The following is a 16383-nucleotide window of genomic DNA, read 5'->3' on the forward strand; positions in this document are numbered from 1 at the left end:
GAACGACCTATTTGCTCAATGTGTTCGGCTGAGATCGGAAATCAACCTCTTTTATGTTTCCTTTAGCCGTTGCTGCCTAGGATGGGGGTTAGTCGGTAGGAAGGGAGCGTCTATATGGACGACGCGAGCGAGCATGCAATCGAAGAGGACATGCTCGATCAGTTCAATTACTTTGACGATGAGGATGAGGAACTAATCGATCGTCGCGAGCCGGCATCGCTTGACTCATTTGATCTGGTCGATGAAGAGACTGATGAGGTTGAGGACGAATCAACGGAGCCCCCACAGTCTTCGCGCCTTGACTCGCTGCTTTCGAGAGCCCCCATGCACCACGGTGTTCGCGCCGGCGCACTCCATATGAAAACTGACTGGCACCAGATCGTGACGGCAGGCGATGAGCTTGCCGTCGATGCGCCGCTCACCGATAAGTCATCCATCATCTGCCGCACCGGTATGCTTATGCTCGCGAGCGGAACGGGTGCCTGGCGTGTACGCGATACCATGAATCGTGTTGCTGCCGTACTCGGCGTCACGATTCACGTCGACCTGAGTCTTCTGTCGTTTGAGTGCACTTGCATCGAAGATGGCCACTGCTTTAACGAGGTTGTCAGCCTGCCCACAACGGGAGTCAATACCCATCGCATTTGGATGATGGAGAGTTTCCTCAAGGAAATCGAGACCTATGGTCGTCGCTTCACGGTACACGAGTATCACGAGATGCTCAGGACCGTTGAGAGCTCAAAGCCCGATTACTCTCCCTGGCAACAGGGCCTTGCGGCAGCCTGTGCTTGCGGCGCCTTCGTCTTTTTGCTCGGCGGCGGCCCTATCGAGATGGCTTGTGCATTTGTGGGCGCTGGTGTCGGCAACTTTGCTCGCTCCCATATTCTCAAGCAAGGCCTTGGCCAGTTTAGCGCGCTGACGATCGGCGTTGCGCTCGCTTGCGTTTCGTATCTGCTGGCATTGCTCGGCCTTGGCCAGGTCGTACCGGGGGCAATGTCGCACCAAGAAGGCTATATCGGCGCCATGCTCTTTGTGATTCCCGGCTTTCCCCTCATTACGGCAGGCCTCGACATCGCTAAGCTCGATATGCGAAGCGGCATTGAGCGTCTTTCGTATGCCGTGTCGATTATTGTGATGGCGACCCTCGTAGGCTGGATGGTTGCCGAGTGTGTGGGGCTGGCGCCGGATGACTTTGCCCCGCTCGGGCTCTCGCCGTTGGCTCTTACACTCTTGCGTGTGGTGATGAGCTTCGTCGGTGTATTTGGCTTCTCGGTTATGTTCAACAGCCCGCTAAAGATGGCCGCGGCGGCCGGTCTGATCGGCGCCGTGTCCAATACATTGCGTCTGACCCTTGTCGATGCGCCGGCGCTGTTTCCCTTCCTGGGCCTGAGCTTAGGTATGCCTCCCGAGGCAGCAGCGTTTATCGGTGCGCTGGTATCGGGCCTGCTCGCGAGCTTAGCCGAAATCAAGCTCACCTACCCACGTATCGCCCTCACGGTGCCATCGATTGTCATTATGGTGCCGGGCTTGTATCTGTATCGCTCGATGTATTACATGTGCACCTTCGACACGGTCAATATGCTCGGCTGGTTTGTGCGTGCGGTGCTCATTGTGGCGTTTCTGCCCGTTGGCCTGGGTGTGGCGAGAACCCTCACCGACCCCCGCTGGCGCCACACCAGCTAATTGGTGCAAATGAAACTGATCCGCAAAACATGAACGTGGATAATCTCCCGTTTTTGGCCTGTTTACGGGCTCAAGACGGGAGATTATCCACGCTCGTGGAATGGGTGTCCGAAAATCCACGCTCGTTGGGCCGATGCAGAGGCACCTGGCAATTCCTTTTTTGTAGACGTTGTCGCGCGGCTACGGGCAGGAAAGGTCCCAACGGTTAACATATACTCCATATGGGTAAAGAGACCAAAGCGCTGCCGCGGGCGGCGCTTTGCGTTTGAAAAAACTAGCTCGTCTAAGAGGAACTAGCATGTTAGACCGTTTTACCGATCGCGCGCGCAAGGTCATGTCCATGGCCAAGCAAGAAGCGCTCGATCTTCACTCAAATAAGGTGGGTACCGAGCACCTGCTGCTCGCACTCGCCAAGGAGGACGAGGGCATTGCCGCCGAGGCACTGCGTTCGCTCGATATCTCCTACGACGACATCATGGATACTCTTAAAGAGGTCCAGACCACGGTTCCCGAGCCCAGTGAGGAGACCGAGGCGGCCAAGCTCGCCTTTACGCCGCTCGTCATTAGCGTGATGGAGCGTTCATTCCGCGTGGCGCGTGAAAACAACCAGACCTACGTGTCGACCGAGCACTTGCTGATCGGCATCGTCGAAGAGGGCAACGGCATGGCCATGGACATCCTCATGCGCCTGGGTGTGTCGTCCGCCTCCATCAAAAAGGCTATCGAGAAACTCACCGCCAAGGACCAGGATAAGAAGCGCCCGCTCGCTGGCGCCGGTGCTGGTCGTCCCGGTACGGGCCTGCCGTTCTTTAGCGGCTCGGATGCCTCCCAGCAAAAGGGGAGCGGCACCGATACACTTAAGCAGTTCGCGACCAACCTTACGCAGAAGGCACGCGACGGCGAACTCGATCCGGTGATCGGCCGCGAAAAGGAAGTCCAGCGTATGATGGAGATCCTTTCGCGCCGCACCAAGAACAACCCTCTTATCCTGGGCGATCCCGGCGTGGGCAAAACGGCCATCGTCGAGGGACTGGCGCAACAGATTGCTGCCGGCAACGTGCCCGAGAACCTCATGAACCAGAATATCTGGACGCTCGACCTGCCGGGTCTCGTTGCGGGCGCCAAGTATCGCGGTGAGTTCGAGGAGCGCCTCAAGAACGTGATCCAGGAGGCAACCGAGGCCGACGACGTCATCTTGTTTATCGATGAGATGCACACCATCATCGGTGCCGGTTCTGCCGAGGGCTCCATCGACGCGAGCTCCATGCTCAAGCCCGTGCTCGCGCGCGGTGCCTTCCAGATTATCGGCGCCACCACGGCCGAGGAATTCCGCAAGTACCTCACCAAGGACCCGGCCTTCGAGCGTCGCTTCCAGACCATCGATGTCGAGGAGCCGAGCGTCGAGGACACGGTCAAGATCCTGACCGCGCTCAAGCCGCGCTACGAGGAGCACCACCATGTGCGCTATACGCAGGGTGCTATCGAGGCCGCCGCGAACCTTTCCAACCGCTACATCCAGGATCGCTTCCTGCCCGATAAGGCCATCGACCTCATTGACGAGGCCGGTGCCCGCGCCCGCATCGCCGCCAACCGCGCGCCCGAGCCGGTGCGCGAGGCCGAGCATCGCATAGAGGAGCTCAAGGCCGCCGCGCAGGAGGCCACCGAGAGCGACGACATGAACAAGGCCGCCGAGATCACCGAGCAGCAGAAGGCTGCCGAGATCGAACTCGCCGAGGCCAAGGCTGCCTGGACCGCCGAGCTCGACGCCAGCCCGCTCACCATCGATGTGAGTCAGATCGCCGATATCGTGTCCGTGACTTCGGGCGTGCCGGTGTCCTCGCTTACCGAGAGCGAGAGCCGTCGCCTGCTGCAGGCAGAAAGCGTGCTCAAGATGCGCATCATCGGTCAGGATGAGGCTGTCGAGGCCGTTGCCAAGGCCGTGCGCCGCAGCCGCTCGCCGCTCAAGGACCCGCGTCGCCCCGGCGGTAGCTTTATCTTCCTGGGTCCCACCGGCACGGGCAAGACCGAGCTCGCCAAGACGCTCGCCGAGTACCTCTTTGGCAGCAAGGACGCGCTCATCAGCTTCGACATGTCCGAGTTCGGTAGCGAGTTCGAGGTTTCCAAGCTCATCGGCAGCCCTCCGGGTTACGTCGGTCACGACGAGGGCGGCCAGCTCACCAAGGCCGTTCGTCGCCACCCGTACTCGGTCGTGCTGTTCGACGAGATCGAGAAGGCACACCCCGATATCTTCAACATCCTGCTGCAGGTGCTGGAGGAGGGTCGCCTGACTGATAGCCAGGGCAAGACGGTCGACTTCCGCAACACCGTGATCATCATGACGTCCAACGTGGGCGCCCGCGAGATCGCACAGGATGCGAGCGTTGGCTTTGGCACCACCGGCGAGCAGGGCCTCACCTCGAGTGAGATCCGCGGCCGCGCGATGGGCGAGCTCAAGCGCCTGTTCCGCCCCGAGCTGCTCAACCGCATCGATGACATCGTGGTGTTCCAGAAGCTCTCGGGCGAGAATCTCACCAAGATCGCGCACCTGCTGGTGGACGACCTGCGTCAGCGTTTGATTGCCAACGGCATGAACATCAAGCTCACCGATGCGGCCTATGACAAGATCGTGGCCGAGGGCACCGACCTCACCAACGGTGCGCGTCCGCTGCGCCGTGCTATTCAAAAGCTCATCGAGGACCCGCTGTCCGAGGAGCTTCTGGCCGGTGAGTGGGGCGAGGGCGATACCGTCCTGTGCGACGTGGCCGATGGCAAGTTCGTCTTTAGCCACGGCACGGGCGAGATTCCGGCGCGGCGTCCGGCAGGTACGCTCGGTGGCGATACCGCCCCGGCGGCACCGCACACCGGCAACGCCGCGCCCGTGAGCGGCGGCGTGACCTCGGGCCCCGGTGGCATGATGCAAGCCGGCTCTGGTGCGCTGTAGGGATTGAACATACCTTGTATAACGGGGGCGTTTCCGATAAGGAAGCGCCCTCATTTCTATTGAAATGCGCTTCAATCTGCCGTGCTATACTAAAATCGAGATATAGTATAGCAAAGGAGCTGATATGCCTACGTCAATACTCGACACGCGGCCAGTTCAGATGAACGTGCGTATAGATCGCCAGCTCAAAGAGGCGGGAGACGCCGTCCTGACTCATATTGGCATGACGCCGTCACAAGCCGTTCGGACACTTTGGGAGTATCTGGTCGTTAACGGACGCATGCCCTCGAAGGGAGACGCGGCGGCTCCGGTTTCTGACGGAGTGGAGCCCCGGCGCATGGAGTCAAGGGCCGCGCAAGGCAGCCATATCGTTCGCGATTCGTGCCTCAAATACGGCATCCCCATCCCTGAGTTCTCGGGAGACTATGACGACCTCTATGAGGAGGCCATGGCGGAGCGCTATCCCGAGTGGGTGGAACTATGAGCACAGAAGGCGTCCTCAAGCTGTTAATCGATACCAACGTATGGATGGATTATTTTTCTGGCAGGTCCGACCGTACGGCAAATGTCGTCCATCTGATCGAGATTGCCGACGCCTCGGAGCGGATTGCCCTGTTTGCCTCGTCGCTTTCGGTCAAAGACGTTTCATATCTTGTCTCGGCGGCAATCAAGCAGGAGTGCCGAAGAAAGACTGGCTCACTGAGCGATAACGCCATTGCGGCGGCAGACGAAACGGCCTGGGCATGCGTTCGACAGATGCGCGAGCTAGCCCTCATCGCCCCGGTCGGTGCAGACGAGGTCTTCGACTCCTTTGTGTTCAAGTACCACCACAATGACTTTGAGGACGACCTGATGCTGGGCGTCGCCAATCGCATTGATGCCGATTACGTCGTGACGGAGGACAAGAATCTTATTAAACATACCAATGGTGTATGCATTAATGTTCAACAGGCGTTGAGGTTGGTTGGGGGGTCCAACGTTCCCTCTGCACGGCCCGTCTAGCTTGCTTTACCTTGATAAAGTGGCGTTTCCTCACCGTTAGCCGATGATGCAAGGGCGCTCGGCGTTTTCGACTGGTTTATGCACGCAAAGTCTGGGAATATACAAGTCGCATATCTTACTTGTCTAACCAGTTGCGCCAAGGAGGCACCATGGACTACAAGATTACCGGCTACGAGCCCGCCCAGCTGTTCCATTTCTTTGAGGAGGTCAGCGCGATCCCCCGTGGGTCTGGCAACGAGAAGGGCATCAGCGATTTCCTGGTTGCGTTTGCCAAGGAGCGCGGCCTCGATGTGTACCAGGACGAGGTCTACAACGTCATCATTCGCAAGCCCGCTTCTGCCGGCGCCGAGAATGCCCCGACTGTGATGCTGCAGGGCCACATCGATATGGTGTGCGACAAGTTGGGCTCTGTTGAGCACGACTTTACGACCGACGGTATCGACCTGGTCGTGAAGGACGGCGTCCTCACCGCTAACGGCACCACCCTGGGCGCCGACAACGGTATTGCTGTCGCTCTGATGCTTACTGTGCTCAACGACGATTCGATTGCTCACCCCGCCCTCGAGTGCGTATTCACCACCGACGAGGAGACTGGCCTGGTCGGCGCCGAGACGCTCGACAAGTCCCAGATTAGCGCCCGCACCATGATTAACCTTGACTCCGAGGAAGAGGGCGTTGCCACCGTCAGCTGCGCTGGCGGCGTCGTTGTTACCTACACCTGCCCCATCGTGCGCGAGCACAAGACCGGCAGCACCCTCACGCTCGACATCTCCGGCCTACTGGGTGGTCATTCCGGCAACGATATCAACCTGGAGCGCGGCAACGGCAACCTCATCATGGCCCGCATCATCGACCGCCTGATGGTCGCCGGCGAGCCCGCCATCGTTAGCTTTAACGGCGGCACTAAGGACAACGCCATCAACCGTGAGTGCAAGGCCGAGCTGGTTTACGCCGACCACGCTGCCGCCGAGGCCGCGGCCCAGATCGCAAAGGACATCATCGCCGACGTCACTGCCGAGCTCGAGGTCTTCGACCCCGGCTTTACCTGCACCGTCGAGATTGCCGACGACGCCGAGGTCGAGGCCATGGATCAGAAGTCCGCGCTTGCCCTCATCCGCGCCCTGCATCTTGCCCCTAACGGCGTGATTCGCCGCAACGTCGCCACCGACGGCTCCGTCGAGGTTTCCTCCAACATCGGCGTGGTCGCCACTTCCGACGACCAGGTCAAGATCATGCTGTCCCCGCGCTCCTCGATCACCTCGCTGCAGAACGAGTTCAAGGACCGCCTGCAGACGCTGGCCGATGTCTTGGGCTTCGACGCCAAGTTCGAGTTCGAGTATCCCGGCTGGAGCTATGCCGAGCATTCGCCGGTCCGCGACATCTTCGTCGAGAGCTATCGCGAGCTCTTTGGCTCCGAGCTGCGCATCGAGTCCATTCACGCCGGCCTTGAGTGCGGCCTGTTTGCTGAGGCCCTGCACGGCCTGGACGCCATCGCCGTGGGCCCGACGCTCTCCGATGTCCACACCCCGGACGAGAGCATGGAGCTCGCTTCTGCCGAGCGCTTCTACGAGCTGCTCATCGACGTCCTCAAGCGCCTTGCCGCGTAAGGGTCGCGCTAGCAGCAGTTCGAGCCACGTGCTAGCGGATTGCAAATGACATTACGAGAGGGGGCATCCGAACTTTTGCGACGGGTGCCCCCCCTCTTCTTTTAAGAAATGTGGATTGATTGGCGCCTAGCCCATATCCGCCTTGATGAGGTCGAGGGTGCGCTGGCAGTTTTCGCGGACGGGGCCGAGCATGTGCTCGCGCAGGTCCGCCATGCCGGGCAGGTCGGCGTGTTCGTCCATGATCTCTTCCATGCAAATGGGCACCTCGTAGGCGAGGTCCATCATGGTCGCAAAGCAAAACTTCTCGGATAGCCCGGCATCGGTGAGCGCCGCCTCCAGCGCGGGGTCGCCCATACCGTGGTATCGGCGGATAGCGCCTGGACCGATGCGCCCCACTCGATTTTCGCCGCCAACGCTCATGGCAAGGCGCGCCCGGCGGCGCATACGCTCGTACGCCAAGCCCGATGCGACATCGTACATGGGTGCGAGCGCTGCGTTTGTGCCTTTACCTAGGATGAGCGAGTAGTTTTTAGCGTGTGCGTCAGGCGCTCCGATAATGGCGTTATAGAACAACATATAGGTAAAAAGCACAAGATTCATGTGGTGGGGGACTGTGTTAATCAGTCGTTCTTGGATGTCTCGTGTGGTTGGTCCTCCGTCGGCGGTGTATTTCTGGCTTGGCAATACACCGAGCGCCTGGCAAAAGTCCTCCTGATGCAGCCTTTCGATATTTCCGCTGCTATTGACCATTCTGTCGTACCGTTCAACGACGAGCGCGGCTTCGTCTTAAAATGTGCAATAGGAGACGTTGGCAGTTGGAATGCCAACACGCCGAGCCGTTTTCATGCAGACGAATTCGTTTAAGGCCTGATGTTTGAACCCAACGACACCATTTTTGAAGATATGGGTAGTGGGGGATGACCCTAGACATTCGCACCATTGGCCATCATGCCAAGCTAGTGCAAATTTGCCTTGGTTGCCGCCCAGGGACCAGCTTTCGTTGGAGCCCATCCATGTCTCTCTTTCGTCATCGCGAATTGCTTTGAGCTTGTGAGCGATTTGAGAATTGGTAAGCGGGCGGTATGCCGAGACCCTGCCGCGGGCGGCGCCTAATTGATCGGTTCGACAAAACTGAACGGCCCCTGCGCAGTCAAGACCGATATGGCACAAGAGGGCGACGGGGTTGTTGGATGCAACGTCATGCTCGGCGGCAATAGCGCGACGCTGCTCTTGGCTGTCGGGCAAAAGGCCAAATAGGAACGGGCGGACGATGTTATGGCCATACGTGCGATTGGAAAGCGGCATTGTAAGCGATAGTGGTGTTCCGCGATAGGTTGGGGCGTATACAAAGCTGCAGAGTCCATGCTCGTCTTGCCGGAGAGTGCCTGCGATTTCGCCACAAATGAGGGTCGCAAGCTCCATCTCTGCCATTTATTTCACAACCTTACAGTCAAAGGAGAGGTCTGAAGTGTCGGAAAGGCCTTGCTCGGCTGCGATTTGGGCCAGCAAGGCACCATAGGAAGATGGCGTTCCCTGTCGAGCGGGTCGTCTGCCTACGCTTGGCTTTGGCAGGGCATTCGAGTTCGCGATAGGGAGATCCGCTTTCGTCGTCGGATGTTCGGAGGGCGATGCGATGGAGTCGTTATCGCTTTGCGCAAAGAGACCTATGCCGAGTGCGTTAAAGACGGACAGCAACTTGTCGAGTCGAATGCCGGTGGCGTCTCCTAGCTCGAGCGATGCGAGCAGGCGCTCTGAAACACTGGCCGTTTTGGCGAGGGCGGCACGGGTGAGACCCTGAGCCTCGCGTGCCTGGCGCACGTAGATGCCAGCTTGGCGCGGTGTGGTGATGGGAAGGGTATTCACGGCGATCTCCTAACGTGCAGACTTTTGCATATCAGTATGACATGCAAAAGTCTGCACGAAAAGGCCTCATGCAAAACTTTGCATGAGGCCTTGTACTGGCGTTGAGTTTTGAGCGATTGTGTTTGGCGTTACAGCGCCAAAATCCCCAGATGCTCAAGCAAGATCTTAAGTCCGATGAGGATGAGCACGATGCCGCCCACGATGGTGGCAGGGTTTTCGTAGCGCGCGCCAAAGGTGTGGCCGATCGCTACGCCGGCGACGGAGAAGATAAACGTTGTGACGCCGATAAGCGATACAGCGGGAACGATGTCGACCGAAAGCGCGGCGAACGAGATGCCCACGGCCAGGGCGTCGATTGAAGTGGCGATGGCGAGGATCAGGTACTCGCTCAGTTCAATCTTTTCGGCATTCTTGCCGTCGCCTTCATCCTCGTCCTCGGTAAAAGCCTCCCACAGCATTTTGCCGCCGATGAAGGCCAAAAGGATAAAGGCAATCCAATGGTCGATGGGGCCGATGATGCCCATAAACTGGCTGCCAAGCGCCCATCCGATCACGGGCATGCCGGCCTGGAAGCCGCCAAAGAACAGGCCGAGCACTACGGCGACCTTAAGGTTGATCTTCTTCATGCCAAGGCCCTTGCAGATGGATACGGCAAAGGCGTCCATCGAAAGGCCAATGGCGAGCAGCACGAGCTCTACGAGTCCCATGGTTTGGCTCCCTCCTTGCGGGCGAACCCGCGTGTACTTCTGACAGGGGAGCAACAAAAAAGACCCGTGGCGTACGTGCCGCGCGTACAACCACGAGTCTCGTTCATTAAGGCAAGCCAGACCGTGTCGGCCAGTATGTTGACTTGCCGCGCCACCGGAGGCGAACCCGGTCACGCGACTACTCCCTCATTCATGTGAATCCCGATGCTACCACATGAACAGCTCATTTGGGTTGAGGCTCTCAGCGGTGTTCGCTCATTCTGTAAGCATCGGATTTCGCGAGCGCCGCGGGGACAAACCGTGAGAAACTATTTAGCGTTTATGGAGCGTATGCGATGGGAGCGATGCCTTGGATAAGAACGAGCTGCAAAAGCGTATGGAACAGGCCATCCGCCTGACGGCACCTGGTCAGCCGATCCGCACCGCCCTCGACATGATCATCGCCGGTCACCTGGGTGCCCTTATCTGCGTCGGCGACACCGAAAACGTGCTCGCTGCCGGTAACGACGGCTTCCCACTCAACATTTCGTTCACCTCGAACCGCCTGTTCGAGCTCTCCAAGATGGACGGTGCCATCGTTATCGACGGCGACCTCACCCAGATCCTGCGCGCCAACTTCCACCTCAATCCCGATCCCTCGCTTGCCACGAGCGAGACGGGCATGCGTCACCGCACTGCCGCTCGCATGTCGGTGCTCACCGATGCCATCGTGATCTCGGTCTCGGCCCGTCGTGCCGTCGTCAACGTGTACGTTCACGGCAAGAGCTATGAGATCCAGCCCGTCACCACCATCATGAGCTCGGTCAACCAGCTCGTCGCCACGCTCCAGACTACCCGTCAGTCGCTCGACCGCTCCCTACTGCGCCTGACGGCCCTCGAGCTCGACGACTACGTTACGCTCGCCGACATTACCGGGATTTTCTCGAGCTTCGAGATCATGCAGCAGGCAAAGACCGAACTTAAGGATTGCATTGTCAAGCTGGGCAACCGGGGCAAGCTCGTGCAGATGCAGCTCGAGCAGCTCGCCGGCTCCAGCATGGATACCGAGTACGACCTGATGATTCGCGACTATGCGAGTGATTCCTCCGAGGCCAATGCCGAAAAGATCCGCGCCAACCTGAGCCGTATGACGCCTAAGGACCTGTCCGACCCACAGCATGTGGCGGCGGTTCTGGGTTACGACGACCTGGACGAGGACTCCGTCATGACGCCGCTGGGCCTGCGCACGCTTTCGCGCGTGTCCGTCGTGCGCGACGGCGTGGCCGAGAAGATCGTCGACGAGTACGGCTCGCTGCAGGAGCTCATGGATGACATCAGCGAGGATCCGGAGCGCCTGGGCGACTTTGGCGTCAACAACCCTGCCATTCTTGCGGACTCCCTGTACCGCATGAAGGGTACCAAACAGGGGAACGCATAATGGCGCCCGTATGCGCCGTGGTCGTTGCCGGTGGCAGCGGCCAGCGCTTTGGTAACCCCGGTGGTAAGCAGCTCGTCAATGTAGCGGGCCGTCCGCTTATGAGCTGGTCCATCCGCGCATTTGACCGTAGCAATAAGGTCGGCCACATCGTCGTGGTTTGCCCTGCCGAGCGTCGTGCCGAGATGCGCCGCCTGGCCATCGACCCGTATTCGTATAACACGCCCATCAGCTTCGCCGATGCCGGCGATACCCGTCAGGATTCCACCCGTGCCGGCGTGCATGCGGTTCCGGCGGGTTTCGAATATGTCGCCATCCACGACGGCGCCCGTCCGCTCATCACGACCGAGGCCATCGATCATGCGATCGACGTGCTTGTGGACGACCGCGCCCTCGACGGTGTCGTATGCGGTCAGCCCGCGATCGACACGCTCAAGATCGTCGACGGCGACAATATCGTCGAGACGCCGCCGCGTGAGCTCTACTGGGCCGCGCAGACACCGCAGATCTTTAGCGTCGACGCCATGAAGCGCGCCCACACCGCAGCTATCGCCGAGGGCTTTATCGGGACCGACGATTCTTCGCTGGTCGAGCGCATGGGCGGGCGCGTCCGCTGTGTCCAGAGCCCGCGCGATAACCTTAAGGTGACGGTGCCCGAGGACCTGCGTCCCGTAACCGCGATTCTGCTTGGTCGCATGGCCGAGGGAGAGGACCTTCCCCATGTTCAGTAACCTGCGCATTGGCCACGGCTACGACGTCCACCGTTTGGTGGAGGGGCGTCGATGTATCATCGGCGGGGTTGACATTCCCTACGAGCGCGGCCTGCTGGGCCACTCGGATGCCGATGTGCTCGCGCACGCCTTGGCCGACGCCATTCTGGGCGCCTGCCGCGGGGGAGATATCGGCAAGCTATTCCCCGACACCGATCCCGCCTACGAGGGTGCCGATTCGATGGTGCTGCTCGCTCGCGTGATGGACTATGCGCGCGAGCTTGGCTTTGAGTTTGTCGATGCCGATTGCACCATTGCCTGCCAGCAACCCAAGATCACTCCGCACCGCGATGCCATGCGCGCCAACCTTGCTCATGCCCTGGGTGTCGACGTCGAAAACGTGGGCGTCGCCGCCACCACGACCGAAAAGCTCGGTTGGGAAGGCCAGGGCGAGGGAATTGGCGCCTGGGCCGTCTGCCTGCTACAGAAAACCGTTAAGGAGTAACGAATGCGTATCTACAACAGCGCTACCCATAAAAAGGAAGAGTTCCAGCCCATCGAGTCCGGCAAGGTCCGCATGTACGTGTGCGGCCCCACGGTCTACGACAACATCCACATCGGCAATGCTCGCACGTTCATCAGCTTTGACGTGATTCGTCGCTGGCTCATCGCGAGCGGCTACGAGGTCACGTTCGCCCAGAACCTCACCGATGTCGATGACAAGATCATCAAGCGCGCCAACGAGCAGGGCCGCACGGCCGCCGAGGTCGCGACCGAGTTCTCCGACAAGTTCATCGGCGTCATGCGTGCCGCCAACGTGCTCGATCCCGATGTGCGCCCCCGCGCCACCAAGGAGATCGGCCCCATGATCGCTATGATCAAGACGCTTATCGAGCAGGGCCATGCCTACGCCGCCGATAACGGCGACGTGTACTTTGCCGTGCGCAGCGATCCCAACTATGGTCAGGTTTCGGGCCGCAACATCGACGATCTGATGGTTGGCGCGCGCATCGAGGAGAACGAGGACAAGAACGACCCGCTCGACTTTGCCCTGTGGAAGGCCGCTAAGCCCGGCGAACCCAGCTGGCCGAGCCCCTGGGGCGAAGGCCGTCCCGGTTGGCACACCGAGTGCGCCGCCATGGTGCATCGCTACCTGGGCACCCCGATCGACATCCACGGCGGCGGCTCCGACCTTGCCTTCCCGCATCACGAGAACGAGTGTGCCCAGGCCACCTGCGCCTGGCACCAGGGTTTCTCCAACACCTGGATGCACACGGGCATGCTGCTGGTAGACGGCGAGAAGATGTCCAAGTCGCTCGGAAACTTCTTTACGCTGGCCGAGGTGCTCGAACAGCACTCTGCTGCGGCCCTGCGCCTGCTGATGCTGCAGACGAGCTATCGCTCGCCGCTCGACTTTTCTTGGGAGCGCCTGGAGGGTGCCGAGAACTCGCTTACGCGTATCGCCGGTACGGTCGAGAACCTGCGCTGGGCCGCGAACCATGCGGCGGCCGATGCCGATGAGGCAGCATCTGAGGCGTTTGCCGCCAAGGCCGCCGAGACCCGTGCCGCCTTTAAGGAGTGCATGGACGACGACTTTAACACTGCCGGTGCCATGGGTGCTGTCTTTGGCTTTGTGACCGAGTGCAACCAGTACCTGGAGCAGGCGGGCGATGCTGCCGACAAGGCCGCTGCGCTTGCTGCTGCCGATACGCTGGTCGAGCTGCTCGATACGTTTGGCGTCGAGCTCCCCGAGCCCAAGGTCGAGTTGCCGCTGGGCCTGCTGGGCGTTGCCGCCGGCCTGGTCGCCTACACGGGTGACGACGTGGACGAGGCCGCTGCCAAGATTCTCGAGGCCCGTGCCGAGGCCCGTGCCGCCAAGAACTGGGATCTGGCCGACGCCATCCGCGACCAGCTCAAGGACCTCGGGCTGACGATCGAGGATACTGCCGCCGGTACTCGTATTAAGAGTCTCTAGTATTTGTCGACCGTTCGAGGTGCGGCAGATTGCCTTGAAAGAGGAGGGCATAGACCTGGTGGTCATGCCCGACGATTGAAAGGCAAGGTGCCGTGGCTCGGACGGTCGATTCTTGTTCGTTTTCTATTTAAGGAGGCCGTCTTATGGCCGACAATCGCAAGCGTGCACCTCGTGGCGGCAAGCAGGCCGCTTCTGGCTCGCGTCCGATTCGCCGAAATGATCGCGCTGCTGCTTCCAAGGGCCAGCGCGATCGCGCCCAGGCCGCACGTCCGCAGCGCGATCGCAACCGCGACGCTGTCCAGGCTCCCAAGGGCGAGTTTATCGAAGGTCGTCGTGCTGCCGCCGAGGCGCTGCGCACTGGTTTTCCCGTCAAGTGCGCGCTCATCGCCGAGGGCGGGGAGCGCGATGCTGCCTTGTCGCGCCTGGTCGACGATCTCAACGCCGCGGGTGTCCGCATTAAGTATGTGCCGCGCGCGCAGCTCGATGCGCTGTCGAGCCATGGCGCTCACCAGGGCATTGCGCTCGAGGTGGGCAACTTCCCCTATGCCGATGTTGCCGATATCCTCGACCGCGCGGGCGAGGGTCCGGCTCTTGTCGTCGTGCTCGACCACGTGACCGACGACGGTAACTTTGGCGCCATCGTGCGCTCTGCCGAGGTCGTGGGCGCGGCGGGCGTCATCATTGCCAACAAGCGCGCCGCCGGTGTGACCGTCGGCAGCTACAAGACCTCTGCCGGCGCCGTTATGCATCTGCCCATCGCACAGGTTCCCAACATCGCTCGAGCGCTCGACGACCTCAAGGCCGCCGGCTTTTGGGTGGGCGGTGCTTCCGAGCACGCCGAGGGCAGCTGCTGGGATGCTCCCTTCGAGGGCCGCGTTGCGCTCGTCATGGGCTCCGAGGGCGACGGCATCTCGCGCCTGGTGCTTGAGAAATGCGACTTTTTGACCAAGCTTCCCCAGCGCGGCATGACCGAGAGTCTCAATGTTGCCCAGGCGACCACTGCGCTGTGCTTTGAGTGGTTGCGCCGCAATGCCGGCGAGCTCATGGGGGAGGAGTAGCGCATGTCCAAGAAGAACCGCGCCAAGTCCAAGGCCAAGCGCTTTGGCGAGGGCTCGGCCAAGCCGATCGTTTCGGCCGCGACTTATGGTGTGGGCGGCAATGCGTTTGCGCAGGCCATCGCCGATCCGGTCTCGACGGTGCACTCCAATAAGCCCGAGCTGCTGGTGGTCGACGGCTACAACGTGATTCACTGCACGCCGCGCTACGAAAAGCTCGTCTACGACCATTCCGACGATCCATATTCCAGCGACGTCCACGATATGGCTCGTACTGCGCTTATCAACGATGTCGCGGCGTTTGCCCAGGGCCGTTACGAGGCCGTGATCGTGTTCGACGGCGCGGGCAACATCTCCAACGAGCGCCCCAACCTGCCGGCCCGCGGCGTGCGCATCGAGTTTTCGCCGACGGGTGTCTCTGCCGATACCGTGGTGCAAAAGCTCTGCATCGAGGCACGCGGGGAAGGTCGCGCGTGCTCCGTGGTATCGAGCGACGGCACGATCCAGGCTGTCGTCATGGGCAAGGGCGTTACGCGCATCTCGAGCCGTATGCTGGTGGACGAGATCAAACAGATCGATAACGACGTTCACGAGGCAGAGGAAGCTCCGCAGATCAAGATGACTCTGGGCAGTCGCCTGAGCCCCGATGCCCTGGCCAAGCTCAAGGCCCTTCGTGGCCGGTAGGGGAGTATCTGTAGAGACCAGCTACTCGGCTGGTCAATTCACTGGCTTGTAGTTATTGGATTGTGGACTTGCCATCGCCAAAACGAATAGTTTTTTGTTTTGGCGAACAGACGAAACTATTCGTTCTGGCGAATAGTTTTGAGATGTGGTCGGTCGAAGGGCCTGTTGCGCCCCATCCTCAATTCCTTTATCCTTAACAGGCTTCGCGCGAAAGCGCCAAGTGTGCCAGTGTGGCGCAACGGTAGCGCAACTGATTTGTAATCAGTGGGTTGCAGGTTCGATTCCTGTCACTGGCTCCATGAGAGTTTCGGGCTCTGTTCCCTTGTGGGACAGGGCCCGTTTCTATTTATGTTGACATGTCAGCGGGTTTGACTCCCACCAAGCTTCAGGTTTGTCTCGATCTATAACACGGGCGGGCTGAAAACCCTCCTTATAGTTACAGATCGAGACATTGCCAAGGGACGGCCGATAACATCTCGATCTGTAACACGAAGAAGCTGAAAACCTTTCTTACTGTTACAGAATGAGACGTAAGCGGAGGTCTCTGCGTAATATCTCGATCTGTAACAGATAGGGGAGAAAATGTTCTCTAAATGTTACAGATCGAGACAAAGGCCGGGCCGGTCCCAGTCATCCTGTTTGAGCGAGGATTTCCGGACATACGAGCGTGGAAAATCTCCCGCCTAGTGAATGAGCGGGTGGCGCGCGCAGACGTGGTGTAAGAGCGTCCCGAGGTCCGTCG

13 protein-coding genes, 1 tRNA gene and 1 pseudogene are annotated in these 16383 nt (G+C 60.0%); 12 read left to right on the forward strand and 3 right to left on the reverse strand.

The genetic code is table 11. The features are described from left to right. Window positions 1-114: 114 nt before the first annotated feature. From DWW12_RS09025 to DWW12_RS09045, 5 genes are all read left to right on the forward strand, one after another. A complete protein-coding gene (locus DWW12_RS09025; RefSeq protein WP_199570782.1) occupies window positions 115-1683 on the forward strand; it encodes a threonine/serine exporter ThrE family protein in 1569 nt (522 codons plus the stop codon). Between the two features lie 298 nt (window positions 1684-1981). Then, window positions 1982-4624: an ATP-dependent Clp protease ATP-binding subunit gene (locus DWW12_RS09030; RefSeq protein WP_117855773.1), complete on the forward strand. Its 2643-nt coding sequence runs from the start codon at window positions 1982-1984 to the stop codon at window positions 4622-4624. A 124-nt stretch (window positions 4625-4748) separates the two neighbouring features. Continuing rightward, entirely contained in the window at window positions 4749-5108 is a 360-nt protein-coding gene (locus DWW12_RS09035; RefSeq protein ID WP_099432102.1) for a type II toxin-antitoxin system RelB/DinJ family antitoxin, read from the forward strand. Next, window positions 5105-5626 (forward strand): PIN domain-containing protein, encoded by a 522-nt coding sequence (locus tag DWW12_RS09040; protein ID WP_117635965.1) that lies wholly within the window; start codon window positions 5105-5107, stop codon window positions 5624-5626. Before DWW12_RS09035 ends, DWW12_RS09040 begins: the two co-directional genes overlap by 4 nt. Before the next feature lie 149 nt (window positions 5627-5775). Further along, window positions 5776-7233: an aminoacyl-histidine dipeptidase gene (locus DWW12_RS09045; RefSeq protein WP_117855774.1), complete on the forward strand. Its 1458-nt coding sequence runs from the start codon at window positions 5776-5778 to the stop codon at window positions 7231-7233. Between the two features lie 126 nt (window positions 7234-7359). Here the strand turns inward: DWW12_RS09045 and DWW12_RS09050 are convergent. From DWW12_RS09050 to DWW12_RS09060, 3 genes and pseudogenes are all read right to left on the reverse strand, one after another. Beyond that, window positions 7360-8664 (reverse strand): annotated as a pseudogene (locus tag DWW12_RS09050) (type II toxin-antitoxin system HipA family toxin). Further along, window positions 8665-9096, reverse strand: a complete 432-nt coding sequence (locus tag DWW12_RS09055) for a helix-turn-helix domain-containing protein (protein WP_158551009.1) — start codon at window positions 9094-9096, stop codon at window positions 8665-8667. A 128-nt stretch (window positions 9097-9224) separates the two neighbouring features. After that, window positions 9225-9803: a manganese efflux pump MntP family protein gene (locus DWW12_RS09060; RefSeq protein WP_117855775.1), complete on the reverse strand. Its 579-nt coding sequence runs from the start codon at window positions 9801-9803 to the stop codon at window positions 9225-9227. Window positions 9804-10152: 349 nt separating this feature from the next. On the opposite strand from DWW12_RS09060, the gene disA reads away from it, so the two are divergent. The 7 genes from disA to DWW12_RS09095 all read left to right on the forward strand — a co-directional run bounded on the left by disA (window position 10153) and on the right by DWW12_RS09095 (window position 15940). Continuing rightward, on the forward strand, window positions 10153-11220 hold the full coding sequence (gene disA / locus DWW12_RS09065; protein ID WP_117855776.1) for a DNA integrity scanning diadenylate cyclase DisA: 1068 nt from the start codon (window positions 10153-10155) through the stop codon (window positions 11218-11220). After that, complete coding sequence (gene ispD, locus DWW12_RS09070) at window positions 11220-11948, forward strand: 2-C-methyl-D-erythritol 4-phosphate cytidylyltransferase (RefSeq protein WP_117563797.1); 729 nt, start codon at window positions 11220-11222, stop codon at window positions 11946-11948. The genes disA and ispD overlap by 1 nt, the downstream gene beginning before the upstream one ends. Next, window positions 11938-12432, forward strand: a complete 495-nt coding sequence (gene ispF, locus DWW12_RS09075; protein WP_006234975.1) for a 2-C-methyl-D-erythritol 2,4-cyclodiphosphate synthase — start codon at window positions 11938-11940, stop codon at window positions 12430-12432. The genes ispD and ispF overlap by 11 nt, the downstream gene beginning before the upstream one ends. Before the next feature lie 3 nt (window positions 12433-12435). Then, entirely contained in the window at window positions 12436-13902 is a 1467-nt protein-coding gene (cysS, locus tag DWW12_RS09080) for a cysteine--tRNA ligase (RefSeq protein ID WP_089572522.1), read from the forward strand. Between the two features lie 143 nt (window positions 13903-14045). Continuing rightward, window positions 14046-14960, forward strand: coding sequence for a 23S rRNA (guanosine(2251)-2'-O)-methyltransferase RlmB (rlmB, locus tag DWW12_RS09085; RefSeq protein ID WP_117855777.1), 915 nt, complete (start codon window positions 14046-14048; stop codon window positions 14958-14960). A 3-nt stretch (window positions 14961-14963) separates the two neighbouring features. After that, window positions 14964-15641, forward strand: coding sequence for an NYN domain-containing protein (locus tag DWW12_RS09090; RefSeq protein ID WP_117855778.1), 678 nt, complete (start codon window positions 14964-14966; stop codon window positions 15639-15641). Between the two features lie 224 nt (window positions 15642-15865). Next, a tRNA-Thr gene (locus DWW12_RS09095) sits at window positions 15866-15940 on the forward strand. The last annotated feature ends 443 nt before the right edge of the window (window positions 15941-16383 follow it).

Origin of the sequence: Collinsella sp. AF14-35 (genome assembly GCF_003464565.1) — a bacterium.
GTDB lineage: Bacteria > Actinomycetota > Coriobacteriia > Coriobacteriales > Coriobacteriaceae > Collinsella.

What these genes read in the sequence shown, in the direction of transcription:
- DWW12_RS09025 (WP_199570782.1), top strand. Translation starts at nt 115, where the DNA reads ATGGACGACGCGAGCGAGCATGCAATCGAAGAGGACATGCTCGATCAG.
- DWW12_RS09030 (WP_117855773.1), top strand. Translation starts at nt 1,982, where the DNA reads ATGTTAGACCGTTTTACCGATCGCGCGCGCAAGGTCATGTCCATGGCC.
- DWW12_RS09035 (WP_099432102.1), top strand. Translation starts at nt 4,749, where the DNA reads ATGCCTACGTCAATACTCGACACGCGGCCAGTTCAGATGAACGTGCGT.
- DWW12_RS09040 (WP_117635965.1), top strand. Translation starts at nt 5,105, where the DNA reads ATGAGCACAGAAGGCGTCCTCAAGCTGTTAATCGATACCAACGTATGG.
- DWW12_RS09045 (WP_117855774.1), top strand. Translation starts at nt 5,776, where the DNA reads ATGGACTACAAGATTACCGGCTACGAGCCCGCCCAGCTGTTCCATTTC.
- DWW12_RS09060 (WP_117855775.1), bottom strand. Translation starts at nt 9,803, where the DNA reads ATGGGACTCGTAGAGCTCGTGCTGCTCGCCATTGGCCTTTCGATGGAC.
- ispD (WP_117563797.1), top strand. Translation starts at nt 11,220, where the DNA reads ATGGCGCCCGTATGCGCCGTGGTCGTTGCCGGTGGCAGCGGCCAGCGC.
- ispF (WP_006234975.1), top strand. Translation starts at nt 11,938, where the DNA reads ATGTTCAGTAACCTGCGCATTGGCCACGGCTACGACGTCCACCGTTTG.
- cysS (WP_089572522.1), top strand. Translation starts at nt 12,436, where the DNA reads ATGCGTATCTACAACAGCGCTACCCATAAAAAGGAAGAGTTCCAGCCC.
- rlmB (WP_117855777.1), top strand. Translation starts at nt 14,046, where the DNA reads ATGGCCGACAATCGCAAGCGTGCACCTCGTGGCGGCAAGCAGGCCGCT.
- DWW12_RS09090 (WP_117855778.1), top strand. Translation starts at nt 14,964, where the DNA reads ATGTCCAAGAAGAACCGCGCCAAGTCCAAGGCCAAGCGCTTTGGCGAG.